The following is a 13,175-nucleotide window of genomic DNA, read 5'->3' as shown; positions in this document are numbered from 1 at the left end:
CAGGCTGAAAAATCCGCCGCCCGGTGTTATAATCGGCCTCGGCTGGAATGGCACCAGGTCTAATTAACAAGAGGTTTAATGGATCATTATAAATTGATACTGCCGGAACACCTGAACCATGACGGTTTCCTCTTCGGCGGTAATATGTTGAAATGGATCGATGAGTTCGCCTACATCACCGCCAACCAGGAGTTTCCGGGTAACCGGTTCGTGACCATCGCACTGGATAACGTCTCGTTTCATCACCCGGTGGCTGGCGGGGAGATCATCAGATTCGATGTCAACCGTGTCCGACTGGGACAGACTTCGGCACAATATAACGTGAAGGTGTTCGGGACCCGGCGGCATGCCTGCCCCGAGACCATTTTGTTCGAAACCCGGATCACTTTCGTTGCCGTTGACCGCGAGGGCCGGAAACAGCCGGTCAAACGCCCGGAAGACCTGTACCAACCGAACCAAACGGGTGAGGCGGGATAGCCGTGTCACAATCCTCCGCTGACCTCTTTCAGAGTACCGCCGCCAGATTGCGCAAACGCCGCCGTCCCGGCGAGCAACTCATCGAACTGCTCATCCGCTTAACCGGGCTCATGGCCATCGTCGTCCTGCTCGGAGTTTTCGGCATCCTGCTGCAACAGGGTCTGCCAGCGCTCTTCGCCACTTCGCCCTGGGACTTCCTCACCGGTAATAGTTGGTTGCCGTTTTCCGAGCCGCCGGTGCTGGGCATCCGCCAGTTCTTCGTGTCCACTCTTTGGGTAACGGCTGTTTCCACGGTGCTGGCTGTGCCGGTGGGCGTCGGCTGCGCCGTTTATCTGGCCGAGGTGGCACCCCGAAGGGTGACTGACGTGGTCAAACCCCTGGTGGAACTTCTCTCCGGTTTTCCATCGGTGATCATGGGTTTCATCGGCCTGCTGCTTCTTTCGCCCTGGGTGCAGAACACCCTCGGCTTTAACACCGGCCTGACCGGCTTCACCGCAGGTATCATGCTGGCCATGATGAGCCTGCCGGTCATAGTCTCGGTGTCGGAGGACGCCTTGCGCGCCGTACCCAATGAGTTTCGGCAGGCATCCTACGGACTGGGCGCTACTAAGTGGGAGACCATCTGGAACGTCTGCCTGCCATCAGCGCTGTCCGGTGTTTCGGCAGCCATCATGCTGGGCGTCGGCCGGGCTATCGGCGAGACAATGACGGTGCTTATGGTGGCTGGCGGCGCATTGGCAGTGCCTGATTCACCTTTCGATCCGATGATGCCTATGACCGCAGCGGTGGCTTCCGGCATTGGCAACGCCGTGGTTAACGGGCCGGTATACAAGGCTCTTTTCGCCATCGGCCTTGTCCTGTTCATGCTGACGATGCTGGTTAATTTCATCGCTGCCAAAGTCATGGACGCCCAGAAGCGCAAGTTCGCGAGAAGCTAACTGATGAAAAGCAATATAAAATCCCGCCAGTTCACCCAGCGCGCCGCCATGGCACTGCTCTTTACGGCCATGCTGATCGTGGTGGTGCCGGTTATTCTCATTCTCATTTACATGATCGCCAGCGGTTACAGCGTCATCTCCTGGGACTTTATCACCCAGTCTCCATCGCAGGCAGGCAGGGCGGGCGGTATTCTTCCAGCCATCATCGGTACTGCCTACCTGATGCTGGGCACCATCCTCATCGCCCTACCGGTCGGAGTAATGGCTGGCATCTATCTTTCCGAATACGCCCGCGACAACTGGCTGACCCGCCTCATCAACCTGTCTATCATCAACCTGGCCGGTGTGCCCAGCATCGTCTTCGGCCTGTTTGGTTTGGCCGTCTTCGTGCTAACCCTGGACATGGGGCTGTCGCTCATCGCCGCCTCACTGACCCTGGCCGCCCAGGCTTTGGCCATGACCATCACCACCTCCCGGGAAGCTATCATCGCTGTGCCGAGGGAATATCGCGAGGGCAGTCTGGCCATCGGTGTTTCTAAATGGCAGACCATCCGGCACGCTGTACTGCCGGAAGCATCCTCCGGAATCCTGACCGGCGCCATTTTGGCCATGAGCCGCGCCGCCGGCGAGACGGCGCCTATCCTGGTGGTCGGCGCCGCGTTCCTGGTCCCCGGGTTGCCCACTTCCCCATTCGACCGTTTCATGGCGCTGCCCTATCACCTGTACACCGTCTCAGCCCATGTTCCCGGCATGCCACGGGAGGTGATGTGGGGAGTAGCCCTGGTACTGGTGGCAATGGTGCTTTTATTTAATATCCTGGTCACCATCATCCGCTTAAGAACACGCAAGAGGTAAATACATGGATATCAGGCCTGCAATCGTCAGGGAACAAGAAAACACCATCTGCACCTTGGGCACCGGCAAGTTGCGCACCGAGCACTTGAACCTCTATTATGGCAGCTTCCGGGCGCTCAAGGACGTCACCATGGATATACCAGCCTGCGGTATCACTGCCATTATCGGCCCCTCGGGGTGCGGTAAGTCGTCTCTGCTTAGAGAGTTCAACCGTATGAACGACCTCATCCCCGTGGCTCGGACCCAGGGATTGGTCGAGTTCGACGGCGTCGACATCTTTGGAAAGGACGTCGACGTCGTCGAACTCAGGAAACGCGTCGGCATGGTCTTTCAGAAACCCAACCCCTTCCCCATGTCCATCTTCGATAACGTGGCCTTCGGGCCGCGACGCCACGGTATCAGGAAAAAGCATGTCCTGGAGGAGATCGTCGAAAAAAGCCTGCGGCAGGCAGCCATCTGGGATGAGGTGAAGGACAAACTGGGCCAGTCGGGACTGTCCATCTCCGGCGGTCAGCAGCAGCGGGTATGCATCGCCCGGGTACTCGCCGTCGAACCGGAGGTCATCCTGATGGATGAGCCATGTTCGGCTCTCGACCCCATTGCCACACTTAAGATCGAAGATCTGATGCGCACTCTGGCGACCTCCTATACGATCGTTATCGTCACCCACAACATGCAGCAGGCGGCGCGGGTTTCAGACCAGACGGCCTTCCTGATGGTGGACGACGACCGGTCGGGTACGCTGGTGGAATACGGACCCACCATGGAACTTTTTACCAACCCGCGCGATAAACGTACTGAAGACTATATTACCGGCCGCTTTGGGTAAGAGAGGAAAGCTATGAGAGTTGATTACGAACGCAATCTGAAACAATTGCAGGACAAGGTGCTCAGCTTAGGCAGCATGGTGGAGAATGCCATAACCCTTTCGATGGATGCCCTAAAAAGCCGCGACACCGCCCTGGCGCAGCGCGTAGTCAAAGACGACTCTCTCATCAACGAAAAGCGCTTCGAGATCGAAGAGGATTGCATTCACCTCATCGCCACCCAGGCGCCGATGGCTCGCGATCTGCGCGTCATCGTAGCCGTCCTGAACGTCATTATCGACCTGGAGCGCATCGGCGATCATGCGGCGGGCAATGCCAAGATCGCCATCATGCTGGGCGATGAGCCGCCGTTAAAACCCCTCATCGATCTGCCGCGCATGGCTGACAAAACGGCCGATATGCTCCGGCGGGCGATGGATGCATTTGTCCGACGGGATGCCGTCGCGGCGCGGAAGGTCACAGAGGATGATGATGAAGTCGATGCTTTATACGATCAGATCTTTCGCGAATTGCTTTACTTCATGGGGGAGGATCCCAAGACGGTAAATCGGGCGACCCGGCTCATCTGGGCCGCCCACAACCTTGAGCGTTCCGCCGACCGGGTTACCAACATCTGTGAGCGGGTGGTCTTCGTAGTCACCGGTAAACAGGAAGAGATCGGCGGTAAGTATTGACCAATGATCAATAACCAAGATACAAATTCCAAACAAAATTCAAGTTCCAATATTCAATAACCAAACGGTCTAATATGAGAGTTACCAGGGGGTGATGGTTCTGAAAAAGGTACTCTTCGTTTGTATCCACAATTCGGGGCGATCAAAGATGGCTGAGGCGTTCTTCAACCACTATGCTCACGGAGAAGCGGTAGCAGAATCAGCCGGCACCGAGCCGGGTGATTCGGTGAATCCGGTCGTCGTCGAAGCCATGAAGGAGCTGGGATTCGACCTTTCCGCCAGCCTGCCCCGCCTGCTCACCTTCGAGATGACACAAGGAATCGAAAAAGCCATCACCATGGGTTGCATGGATAACGCCTGCCCGGTCATTGCCGCCCCTAAAGAAGACTGGGCGCTGACCGACCCCAAGGGCAAGGACTTAACCACCGTCCGTCAGATCCGCGACGAGATCAAGCAACGGGTGCTTGATCTGATCAAAGCACTGGGCATTACATCCGTTTCAGATTGATGCGCCGTCGATGACCCGTTAACGGACTCTGTCGTACCGGGTCCGTCAAACCATGAGTGAATTGCGGAACAGATTGACGACATGGTGACGTATGACAGGGTAATATATCCAGGCACTCGCATGACTCGCCGGCAGCCATATCTGTTTTGGTTTGCCGCAAGCTTCCCAGAATTCGTTTGCCGCTTCTTTAGGGAAATACTCGTCCCAATGCGCGTTCATCATCAAGACAGGTTTGTTTTTTATTTCGGAACAAAAAGTATAAGGATCGAAAAGATACCCCACTTGCGGTGGTGGCACATTGTCAAAGCCCCGCGCTGAGACATCAGCCACATAAGCCATATAGCTGCTCTGGTTTTTCCGGAAAAGGTCTTCGCTGATATCATACCTGGTAAACCGGCTGCTGGATCTGGTCCGGGCCAGTTTTTCCAGGTTGCCGGCAGTGAACAGAAACGCCCCAGCCCGGAGCCGCCGGTCTATTCCCATGGCAATGGCCGACACATAGCCGCCGAAGCTGATACCGGCTACACCCAGCCGATGCGTATCGATTTCCAGCCGGCTTTCCGCCCAGTCCAGCACCTGCCGGATATTGACCACCGAAATGCGGTACAGGTTGAACCAGTCCTGAGCCGAAAGATCGTAGAACCGTTTTTTCATCTCTTCGGGCAATCGCCGTGAATGTATCGGCATATACAAAACCAGACTGGCGATTCCGGCGCCGGCCAGAGATCTGGCCAGCAGGCGACAAGGCATTGTGCTGGTATCGCCGACACCGTGCACCAGCACCACGAGGGGGTGTTTTTTCGTCGTGTTTCTCGGAAGATAATAGTCGCCAGTTACCAGGTTCATCTCAGGGAAATCAGCAGGGCAGGCCGAATCGAAGGACACTCTGAATTGCTGGAATGTACCCGTTGAAGAGATGTGTTCCGTGGTGAAGTTTCCAACCGGAACGTAATCATAGGGGTTGAACCTGTTCATTTCTACTCGATTTTACGCCGAAACTCAGTCTGAAACAATCACCCGCATCCAACCGTCAACGGGGAATTCATAAAAATTTATTCAGGTATTGACAAACTGAAATAATGCGTTATAATATATTGAAAATATCAATAGCACGCTAGGTTGAGCAGTGTTTCATCGGGTAACATCTTAGTAACCGAAAGGGACCGACGGATATGATTAGAGATTGGGCGGAACTCACACGGCTCACTGGCGGTGCTGAGATCGTCGTCGAAAGAGTGAAGCTGGTAGAAAGCGGTATTGCTATCGAGGGGGAATTCGCCCTGCCGCCGCTGGCGCAACTCGAGGCTGATGATCAGGTCTTCATCATGGCCTTCATTGGAGCCCACGGATCCATCAAAGATATGGAAAAATACTTCGGCATCAGTTATCCCACCGTCAAAAACCGGCTGGACAAGCTGGCGGGCAAACTTAAAATGGTGGAATTCGAGGCGCCGCCGGCGATCAAAGTGTCGCGGGAGGATGTATTGAGTTTACTTGAACGGGGCGAGATAACCGCCGATGAGGCGATCCGGAGGCTGTCATGAAAGGATGCTTTGGCTGTCTGACGTTTGTGGTGTCAATTATTTTACTGGTGTTTGTTTTAACCCATCTCTCGGAGATTTGGAACTGGCTCGAAGGTCTGTTTGTCTAAGGAGGCTTCAATGAACTGGCCGCCGCTTTTACTTCATCTCAGGATACCGTCGAAGGAGGGCTTCGTCGGCCTGTGGTTGCCCTGGTTCCTTGTTTATCCGGTCCTCCTGGCTCTCATGTTAATTGCCTTGCCCATCGTTATCGTGTTGGCACTGATCCTCTTGCCGATGGGTAGAGCGCGACCGCTGGTGATGGCGGGCCCCTACGTATGGAGGCTGCTGTTTGCGATGCGCGGCCTCAAGATGGACATTCAGACTGGCAGCCGGAAAATGCTGATCAATTTCGTCTAGGAGGGAAGAGGATGCCGGGGCATCGAAATACAATTCAGGAGATCCTGGATATGCTGGAATCCAGAGAGATTACTCTTGAGGAGTCTGTGAAGCTGCTTTACGTTGATCAATTTGGCGAGCCGATGCCGCTGCGAACCAGACGACGCCCTGAAGTAGAATACATGTTAACTAAAAGGAGAATTTAGATGTCGGACAATCGTAAAAAGATACTCGAAATGCTGGAATCCAAAAAGATCACTGTCGAAGAAGCCATGAAACTGTTGGGGGCAATCGATCGGGGCGCAATGCCGCCATCGGATATTCCTTCGGAAAACTTGGCGAGCCGGCTGAGTCGAAAGATCAAATACCTTAGGGTGCTGGTGGACAATCCGGACGGTCATAATGGTGAAACCGGGCGTGTTAACGTCCGGGTGCCGGTCAGCCTGATCCGGGCAGGTATGAAGTTCACCTCGCTTATCCCTCACGAAGCAGGAGACCAGGTGGAACAAGAGCTCCGGAAGCGCGGTATTAACATCAACGTCAAGAATTTCACGGATGAGGACATCGATGAACTCATCGAGTCATTAGCCGAACTTGAGGTAGATGTCGATGGTGGGCAGGGTAAGGTGCGGGTTTTCGCCGAATAAGTGAACGATGCGGACACCGCAGATTGGCGCCGTGGTGCCCGCGTCGTTAGGCTAAATACTCCCGCAATAGAGAGAATTTTAGCCGTGTTGAATACTGATGGTCATTTCGCCGAAACCGACAAAAGAATGCTCTTCGAAAGTATTATCGGTAGTACCGATTGCCCAAATAAACGCATTCACACCGTCAAACAACCTGATATCCCGTGCATCACCCGTAGTCAAATTGCGTTTGAATTCAATTGTGGTGATGCCGTTCACTTCACTGCCGGTAATAGCGAATAGACTATTGGTGCCGCCAAGAATGGAATCCAGGGGATGATTGCCGCTGTACCCGGGATTAAATGAGTCCAGCAGAGTTACCTGGCCATCATTGCTCACGAAACCGATCCATAAGTCTGAATCGGGTTTGTTGAGGCCGGGTGAAAGTGCGATGGCGACCCACCCGGTGGTCCTGGCTTTGATGCCTATGGACACCGTATCATCGGTATTGCTGACAGCTACCGTGATAATATCGTTGTAGGTCTGGCTGTAACTATATCGTCCTGAAGCAAAGCCCAACGGACCGGTGGGGGATGTGTCGGTTGGTGGGGCGGATGTAGTTGGGGGGGGAGTGGTGCCTCCACAACCGGGAAGTATTAGACCGGCGCTTAGAACCATTGAAAAAAACAATAACAGATATTTACGTAGATGAATCAACTTCACGACAAAATCCTTAAAAGATGAATGATTTATATTCTATCACTTTTTTCAGGTATTACAAATTAAGAGCAGTAACCCTCATGTGTAAGATCAGGTAATTATAAACAACTTTACGGTTTGTCGCCAATATTGGTTCTGTTTGAACGGGAAAACTATCTGTAACTATGACTGAGAGGAAACCTACGGTCATTTGAGAACGATATATTTTCCGATACGCGGTTAACTCGTCTTGCACAGAGATGACGCAAGGATTATACTCACAAGAAGATAAACGATGGTTATAAAAATATTGATAGTAGATGATCAGGCTCCAATTCGCCAATTGGTGCGCGGTATTCTGTCCGATGAGTACCAGGTATTGGAAGCTGCCAGTGGTGAAGAAGCGTTACAGGTAGCCCGGGAGGAAATTCCCGACCTGGTCATCATGGATATTTTAATGCCCGGGATGGACGGGCTGACCGCCTGTAGTCAGATTAAGTGTCATCCTGTCACCTCAGCGATTCCGGTGTTGGTACTCACCATTATCGATTATGACCTGAACCGCCGTTTCGCCGAAAACCTCGGAGCCGACGGTTATATCACCAAACCATTTACTCCTGACGAACTGCGGCAGGCAGTGGCAAAGCATTTAAATCCGGCCAAAATCTGACCCGGCTGCCGTGAATTGTGGTGCAAGATCGTCGCTGGACATTAATTGATCGCCTTCGGTTAATGCATCGATTCGAGTATTTTTTCCGCCTGATCCAACGATTGACCGTTTCGATAGATCGTTTGCCATGAGTCGGGGCGATCGCTTAGCAGATCGAAGACGTTGTTGATATTGAAGCTATCCGACTTGAGACCACGGTTTTCAAGTTCTTTCCATGTGATGGGGACGGCAACGGTCGCGCTCTTCCGGGCTCTCACCGAATACGGCGCCACGGCCGTTTGAGCGTAGTTATTCCGGGCGGTATCGATGAAAATCCGCTCCCCGCGTTTGGCAATTCGAATTTCGGTCGTCAGAACCTCCGGTTGCCGGCTTTCGAAATGGGTCGCCACCGCACGGGCGAAAGCTTTTGCCCGCTCAAAATCAGCTACTCGGTCCAGGGGAACAGCCACGTGTAAACCTCTGGAACCGGTTGTTTTAACATAACTGTTAAGTTTGAGTTCCGTCAGAAGTTCACGCAATCCGAACGCCGCCTCACGCACTGTTTCAAAATCCTCGTTCTGGGGGTCAAGGTCGAAGATAATGAGATCGGGGTTGTGTGGTTTATCCCGGCGCGACAACCAGACATGATGGGTTATTACGGCTTGCTGGGCGAAGTAGACGAGCGCGGCTTTTGAATCGGCGATAGCGTAACGGGTGGTCTCTTTCTCACCGGGTAACGGCGCCCGTTTGATCCAGTCAGGGTAGTAATCGGGCGTCGCTTTTTGAAAGAAGCCCTCCCCGCCGATGCCGTCGGGGAAACGCTGGAACGATAATGGCCGGTCTTCCAGGTGTAGTAGCATTGCAGGAGCGATCTTCAGGTAGTATTGAATCAGTTCTCCTTTGGTGATACCGTCTTGAGGGAAAAACACTTTGGCTGAATTGGAAATCTCCAGCTGGTGACCATCGATTGTAGTGCTAATCTTTTCTACCATTAATCCAATATACCAGCAATAGCATCGATTCGCCATCGAGTTGTCGAAATATGATCCCAGGCTGGCGGGTGGGGCTTATCCATAGTATTATGAATCAGATTCGGAGGAAGAAATGATAATCGATAACGCGGGACTCGATCCTGAAACACTAGGCGGCAATGTGGCTGTGGTAGCAGGAGCCGGGCATGGGATCGGGCGGGAAACGGCGCGCGCACTCGCCCGGATCGGGGCCCAAATCGTGGCCGTCGATAAAGACGCAGTCAGCGGCGGTGAAACAGTCCGCTTTATCGAGCAAGGGGGCGGCAGCGGCATCTTCGTTCAAGCGGATATCACGGATACGGATCAAGTTGCAGGGGTCTTCAGGGAATCGGTGAGAGTCTTCGGTAAAGTAGATATCGTGGTCGATAACCTGGCATTTCATCAGCGTAACCATCAACCGGATTCTCACCCCTTGATCGATCAGTTTTTGCCAGACATACTGAAACGCCGATATGGCGTAATCGTTGTCCTTCAGACCAATGAGGTCGAATCTCAGGTCACCGAGAAATCTCTCCAAATGTTAATCAACAGATTGAACCGGGAGGCGCCAGGCAAAGGCATGGTTTCGTTGTTGGCTTTTATAGCGGACAGCACTCCAGGTGGAGAAAAGGTTGATCCGGAACTTGCCTCGGCCGGACTAGCCGGAGCGATCCGTTTTGCCGATAAGTTCCATGGTGTAACTATCGATTATATCGCGGGGCTTAGCAAGTTGGGATTGGACTCGCAAGGTCAGCCGATAATACCGGACGAGCCGCCGGCAGAAAAAGCATCCGGCTCCGCCGGGTCAATCGCCCAGGCTTTGGAAGAAGTCATGACCGACTTTGAAGCGGAGTATGAACGATTGTCGATATTGGTTCGGCCGGTGGCTAAACGGATGTTTCAGCAAGGCACAGGTCTGAAAGTTGATGAGTGGCGGGTTTATGCCGGAGAGATGAGCCGTGTGCTAACCACAGGGGTCCCGGATGACGTCAAGGTCGCCGAATATCTGAACAAGCTTGGCCGGTTACGCGATTACCTGGCTAAACAGGAGATAGAGGCGCCGAACTGGTTCAAGGATCCGGATGATCTTGTGGCGGTGCTGGAGAGTTTAGCCTTTCGCAAACAGGTGGTTGCGGACCTTATTGTGGCGTTAGAGAGCGCAACACGATAAGAATATTGGATCAGCCTGATAATGGGTTTCGTGCTTCGGCTTAGAACAATCTGATCGGCGGCTCACCAACTCTCGGCATATCGCCGGAAAGATAATTCACTGTAATTAAATGTTTTTTGGCAAGATTGGCCGCAGTCTCAACTTCCTCACCCGTCGGAGCCCGGTATTCGACCCCGTTCAGGCTGATGAACCCATTGATCCTCAAAGGGATACCGGGATCTACCGAAGCAATGAACTCCGCGGCTTTTTCAACCTCGGTGGCTTCGATAATCCCCGGAATAAGAGTTATTTCCGCTTGCAATTTTTTCCCTGTCTCATATATTTTTCGGAAGTTTCGCAGGGCTTTTTTATTGTCCGCGGCGGTATATTCACGATAAAGTTCAGGGGTGATCGCCTTGAGGCTCATGATGATTTCGTCGATATCCGAGATATCGGGCAGCACCAATCCGTTGGTGAAGAGGATATTGTAGGCCTTGTGTTGTGTCTTCAATGCATTAGCTAATGACGGGAACCCGGGATCCAGCGTCGGTTCAATGCCGATATAGATAGCTCGCTCTATGGATAATCCCGAAATCATGCCTAAAGCTTCTGACAGTGAGAGCAGTTTCTCCGGCGGAGATTCAGGCGGATTGGTCGCCAGACGGTACTTCCAGTCAGGCAACAGGGAGAAATCCAGTTTTTCTCGTTTACAGTAGCACCCTTGGCACTTAAGGTTGCATTCGGTCCAATGGTGGAACATTATGGATTTGAAACTGGGCTCATAAACGACGTGGTAAACCCGCAGTTCTTCTCTGGCGCTTCCTCGTTGAGAGCTACTCATTAGGGCGACTCCGGAGAGGTGACCATGGTTTTGGTTTTTAAGTCAGTTTTTTCAACCAGACGGCAAGCCTTGATACCCATAAACCAGTTACCGTAACTCAATACGGGTTCAAAGTCCGTGATCTCCAGCCTTTTGGAAAATATCGGTCCGTCAACGACCAACGTGTGATAGTAGCCAACGTGTCCCGATGGGGAAGCTTCAGCCATAGACTGGAATTCGGCTATGGTTTCGGTGTCGAGTTTCCGTCCCAACCACTCTTTTCCCAAATGAGAGTCACCGACAACGATTATCATAGCGGTGAACCCGGAGTCAACCAAGTCCCTCAGCAACGAAGATCGTTCTTCATTCCATAACGGCATAATAGGGGTGATTCCGGCTGGTTCACAAACACTCTTTGCCCAATTCAGGTGTTTCTCTGCTAAATTGTTACCTATACTGACGTCTCCGAAAACCCCACCGGTGATACCCTCTGACTGGAAAGATTGGAGCATTTTACTATAACTGTCATTATAGGTGTCAACGGTAGTCACCATCTGAGTCAGGGGAATACCCAGAGCTTCAGCCTGGAGATTTACCACACTCGGCGGGAGGCGGTGAGGGAATACCTCACCTGAATGCTCGGTGACAACACTGGCTAAACGCCGAATATTGTGCCCCTGTTTCTGAGCCCGGTATGCAGCCAGGCAACAGTCTTTACCGCCACTCCATGATACGAAAACATCCATGAATTGATACTCTTTCACTGAAACGCAACTCTGCGGCGCTCGTCAATGTAATCTACCGATTCTACCATAAAATAAGCAGAATAACCAGACCTAACGACCTGGTTAAGAAAGATAACAGAAGGGCGGTGGCTGTGCGTACCGAGTTTGACTAGGAAAACGGGCGGCTATTTCAGCCGCCCGTTTTCCATTGATTAGTTTATCAGTCCTACCACTTGAAAGTGCCGGCACCATGGGTGTTATCCGGTTTCCAGTTGTTCAGATCGCGGGTCCACCAGGCTTCAAGATCCTCATGGCTCTTGGGTTCGGCGTAAGCGAAGACGCGGTCCATCGAAGCGAAGAAACTATCGAAGACGGGGGTGGTGGCGGAAACAGCCCGAACCACCGGGTGGATGATGCCTTCGGACGGATGGTTGAACGGGCAAAGGGTGTGGCAGACGCCGCAGCGGGAAGGAGCGCCGATCTCGATGCACTTCAGCCAGTCTACGCGCCAACCGCGGTAGCCGGAGCGGTTGCCAGGACCGATATCCCAGGTAGGCTCTTTCTGCTGACCCAAGGCATCACTGGGGCATTTTTCCGCGCAGCGCATGCAGGTTTCGCAGAACTTGGTGCCGCCGAAGTCGATGGGGGCGGTCGGAGCCAGCGGCAGGTCAGTGATGATGTAGTTGGTGATGCGGTTCATCAGGCCGTAGCGGGGTGACATCATATAGGTGGCGCGGCCCTGTTCGCCGAGACCTGAGAAGATGCCCAGGGCTACGTTGGTGGTAACACCGGCTTTATAGGCGTGATAACCCAGGTTCTTGACGAAGCGCATCGCCTGCCACTCGGTGTAGCGGCCGTCGCCATAAGCGCGGTGGATAGCCGGGCGTCCCAGCGGCATGGGCATAGCCAGTTTGCCGGGATAGGCTTCATCCTCGCGTAATTGATAGACGCTCTGCATGTAGTTCTGTTGAATGGTGTAGGTGATGATGTATTTGGCTTTTTGGGGAATGTGATAGACTTTCTTTTCGTCCTGGGTGCCCTTTTCGATATCTTCGAAGACGACGGCGCCCTTGTCGAAGATCTGCAGCATGTGGTCGTTGAGTTCCATGGCGCCGACCTGAGACGCACCGGCCAGGTGCAGGGCAGCGCGTAGCATTTGAACATTCTCCTCAGGCGAGCCTTCCCAGCGGGCGGCGCCCTTGTCCTGGGGCGGGGTGATGCCGGTGGGGCCGTCCCAGGGGGCGGCGGTCTGCAAGCCGGTGACCATATCGGCCAGCGCGGCGCAGCGGACATCCCGG

At 53.3% G+C, this 13,175-nt stretch carries 17 protein-coding genes; 11 read left to right on the top strand and 6 right to left on the bottom strand.

The features are described 5' to 3' along the window. Window positions 1-78 precede the first annotated feature (78 nt). The 6 genes from ABFB09_RS08425 (at window position 79) to ABFB09_RS08400 (ending at window position 4,279) form a co-directional block, all read left to right on the top strand. Entirely contained in the window at window positions 79-477 is a 399-nt protein-coding gene (locus ABFB09_RS08425; RefSeq protein WP_347001063.1) for an acyl-CoA thioesterase, read from the top strand. Window positions 478-479: 2 nt separating this feature from the next. After that, window positions 480-1,415 (top strand): phosphate ABC transporter permease subunit PstC, encoded by a 936-nt coding sequence (pstC, locus tag ABFB09_RS08420; protein ID WP_347001062.1) that lies wholly within the window; start codon window positions 480-482, stop codon window positions 1,413-1,415. Window positions 1,416-1,418: 3 nt separating this feature from the next. After that, complete coding sequence (pstA, locus tag ABFB09_RS08415) at window positions 1,419-2,270, top strand: phosphate ABC transporter permease PstA (protein WP_347001061.1); 852 nt, start codon at window positions 1,419-1,421, stop codon at window positions 2,268-2,270. 4 nt (window positions 2,271-2,274) lie between these two features. Next, window positions 2,275-3,099, top strand: coding sequence for a phosphate ABC transporter ATP-binding protein PstB (gene pstB, locus ABFB09_RS08410; protein ID WP_347001060.1), 825 nt, complete (start codon window positions 2,275-2,277; stop codon window positions 3,097-3,099). Between the two features lie 12 nt (window positions 3,100-3,111). Beyond that, the gene (gene phoU / locus ABFB09_RS08405; RefSeq protein ID WP_347001059.1) at window positions 3,112-3,771 is read left to right on the top strand and encodes a phosphate signaling complex protein PhoU; all 660 of its coding nucleotides are present in this window, start codon (window positions 3,112-3,114) and stop codon (window positions 3,769-3,771) included. A gap of 94 nt (window positions 3,772-3,865) precedes the next feature. Next, window positions 3,866-4,279, top strand: a complete 414-nt coding sequence (locus ABFB09_RS08400; protein ID WP_347001058.1) for an arsenate reductase ArsC — start codon at window positions 3,866-3,868, stop codon at window positions 4,277-4,279. Window positions 4,280-4,324: 45 nt separating this feature from the next. On the opposite strand, the gene ABFB09_RS08395 is transcribed toward ABFB09_RS08400, so the two are convergent. Next, a complete protein-coding gene (locus ABFB09_RS08395) occupies window positions 4,325-5,254 on the bottom strand; it encodes an alpha/beta hydrolase family protein (RefSeq protein ID WP_347001057.1) in 930 nt (309 codons plus the stop codon). Window positions 5,255-5,451: 197 nt separating this feature from the next. Here ABFB09_RS08395 and ABFB09_RS08390 point away from each other — a divergent pair, with 197 nt between their 5' ends. The 3 genes from ABFB09_RS08390 to ABFB09_RS08380 all read left to right on the top strand — a co-directional run bounded on the left by ABFB09_RS08390 (window position 5,452) and on the right by ABFB09_RS08380 (window position 6,845). Further along, window positions 5,452-5,823: a DUF2089 domain-containing protein gene (locus ABFB09_RS08390; RefSeq protein ID WP_347001056.1), complete on the top strand. Its 372-nt coding sequence runs from the start codon at window positions 5,452-5,454 to the stop codon at window positions 5,821-5,823. A 99-nt stretch (window positions 5,824-5,922) separates the two neighbouring features. Continuing rightward, entirely contained in the window at window positions 5,923-6,219 is a 297-nt protein-coding gene (locus tag ABFB09_RS08385; RefSeq protein WP_347001055.1) for a hypothetical protein, read from the top strand. A 185-nt stretch (window positions 6,220-6,404) separates the two neighbouring features. Further along, entirely contained in the window at window positions 6,405-6,845 is a 441-nt protein-coding gene (locus ABFB09_RS08380) for a hypothetical protein (protein ID WP_347001054.1), read from the top strand. Window positions 6,846-6,923: 78 nt separating this feature from the next. On the opposite strand, the gene ABFB09_RS08375 is transcribed toward ABFB09_RS08380, so the two are convergent. Beyond that, window positions 6,924-7,547, bottom strand: coding sequence for a DOMON domain-containing protein (locus ABFB09_RS08375; protein WP_347001053.1), 624 nt, complete (start codon window positions 7,545-7,547; stop codon window positions 6,924-6,926). A gap of 271 nt (window positions 7,548-7,818) precedes the next feature. On the opposite strand from ABFB09_RS08375, the gene ABFB09_RS08370 reads away from it, so the two are divergent. After that, window positions 7,819-8,193 carry a response regulator gene (locus ABFB09_RS08370; protein ID WP_347001052.1) on the top strand — a complete coding sequence of 125 codons (375 nt, stop codon included), beginning with the start codon at window positions 7,819-7,821 and terminating at the stop codon, window positions 8,191-8,193. Window positions 8,194-8,252: 59 nt separating this feature from the next. Here the strand turns inward: ABFB09_RS08370 and ligD are convergent, their stop codons facing one another. Then, complete coding sequence (gene ligD, locus ABFB09_RS08365; RefSeq protein ID WP_347001051.1) at window positions 8,253-9,164, bottom strand: non-homologous end-joining DNA ligase; 912 nt, start codon at window positions 9,162-9,164, stop codon at window positions 8,253-8,255. 112 nt (window positions 9,165-9,276) lie between these two features. Between ligD and ABFB09_RS08360 the strand changes: the two genes are divergently transcribed. Continuing rightward, a complete protein-coding gene (locus ABFB09_RS08360) occupies window positions 9,277-10,353 on the top strand; it encodes an SDR family oxidoreductase (protein ID WP_347001050.1) in 1,077 nt (358 codons plus the stop codon). A 40-nt stretch (window positions 10,354-10,393) separates the two neighbouring features. Here the strand turns inward: ABFB09_RS08360 and ABFB09_RS08355 are convergent, their stop codons facing one another. The 3 genes from ABFB09_RS08355 to ABFB09_RS08345 all read right to left on the bottom strand — a co-directional run. Then, window positions 10,394-11,173: a radical SAM protein gene (locus tag ABFB09_RS08355; RefSeq protein ID WP_347001049.1), complete on the bottom strand. Its 780-nt coding sequence runs from the start codon at window positions 11,171-11,173 to the stop codon at window positions 10,394-10,396. Then, complete coding sequence (locus ABFB09_RS08350; RefSeq protein WP_347001048.1) at window positions 11,173-11,898, bottom strand: diphthine--ammonia ligase; 726 nt, start codon at window positions 11,896-11,898, stop codon at window positions 11,173-11,175. The genes ABFB09_RS08355 and ABFB09_RS08350 overlap by 1 nt, the downstream gene beginning before the upstream one ends. Window positions 11,899-12,103: 205 nt before the next feature. Further along, the coding region (locus tag ABFB09_RS08345; RefSeq protein ID WP_347001047.1) for a reductive dehalogenase at window positions 12,104-13,175 on the bottom strand (1,072 nt) is incomplete at its 5' end.

It is taken from the genome of Dehalogenimonas sp. THU2 (assembly GCF_039749495.1).
Classification (GTDB): domain Bacteria; phylum Chloroflexota; class Dehalococcoidia; order Dehalococcoidales; family Dehalococcoidaceae; genus Dehalogenimonas.
Note: the sequence above shows the minus strand (reverse complement) of the source record. Positions and strands in the feature narration are given on the sequence as shown.

Coding starts and splice junctions, on each gene's coding strand:
- phoU (WP_347001059.1), top strand. CDS start 3,112: ATGAGAGTTGATTACGAACGCAATCTGAAACAATTGCAGGACAAGGTG.
- ABFB09_RS08425 (WP_347001063.1), top strand. CDS start 79: ATGGATCATTATAAATTGATACTGCCGGAACACCTGAACCATGACGGT.
- ligD (WP_347001051.1), bottom strand. CDS start 9,164: ATGGTAGAAAAGATTAGCACTACAATCGATGGTCACCAGCTGGAGATT.
- ABFB09_RS08350 (WP_347001048.1), bottom strand. CDS start 11,898: ATGGATGTTTTCGTATCATGGAGTGGCGGTAAAGACTGTTGCCTGGCT.
- ABFB09_RS08355 (WP_347001049.1), bottom strand. CDS start 11,173: ATGAGTAGCTCTCAACGAGGAAGCGCCAGAGAAGAACTGCGGGTTTAC.
- ABFB09_RS08370 (WP_347001052.1), top strand. CDS start 7,819: ATGGTTATAAAAATATTGATAGTAGATGATCAGGCTCCAATTCGCCAA.
- ABFB09_RS08380 (WP_347001054.1), top strand. CDS start 6,405: ATGTCGGACAATCGTAAAAAGATACTCGAAATGCTGGAATCCAAAAAG.
- ABFB09_RS08390 (WP_347001056.1), top strand. CDS start 5,452: ATGATTAGAGATTGGGCGGAACTCACACGGCTCACTGGCGGTGCTGAG.
- ABFB09_RS08395 (WP_347001057.1), bottom strand. CDS start 5,254: ATGAACAGGTTCAACCCCTATGATTACGTTCCGGTTGGAAACTTCACC.
- pstB (WP_347001060.1), top strand. CDS start 2,275: ATGGATATCAGGCCTGCAATCGTCAGGGAACAAGAAAACACCATCTGC.
- ABFB09_RS08400 (WP_347001058.1), top strand. CDS start 3,866: ATGGTTCTGAAAAAGGTACTCTTCGTTTGTATCCACAATTCGGGGCGA.
- ABFB09_RS08360 (WP_347001050.1), top strand. CDS start 9,277: ATGATAATCGATAACGCGGGACTCGATCCTGAAACACTAGGCGGCAAT.
- pstA (WP_347001061.1), top strand. CDS start 1,419: ATGAAAAGCAATATAAAATCCCGCCAGTTCACCCAGCGCGCCGCCATG.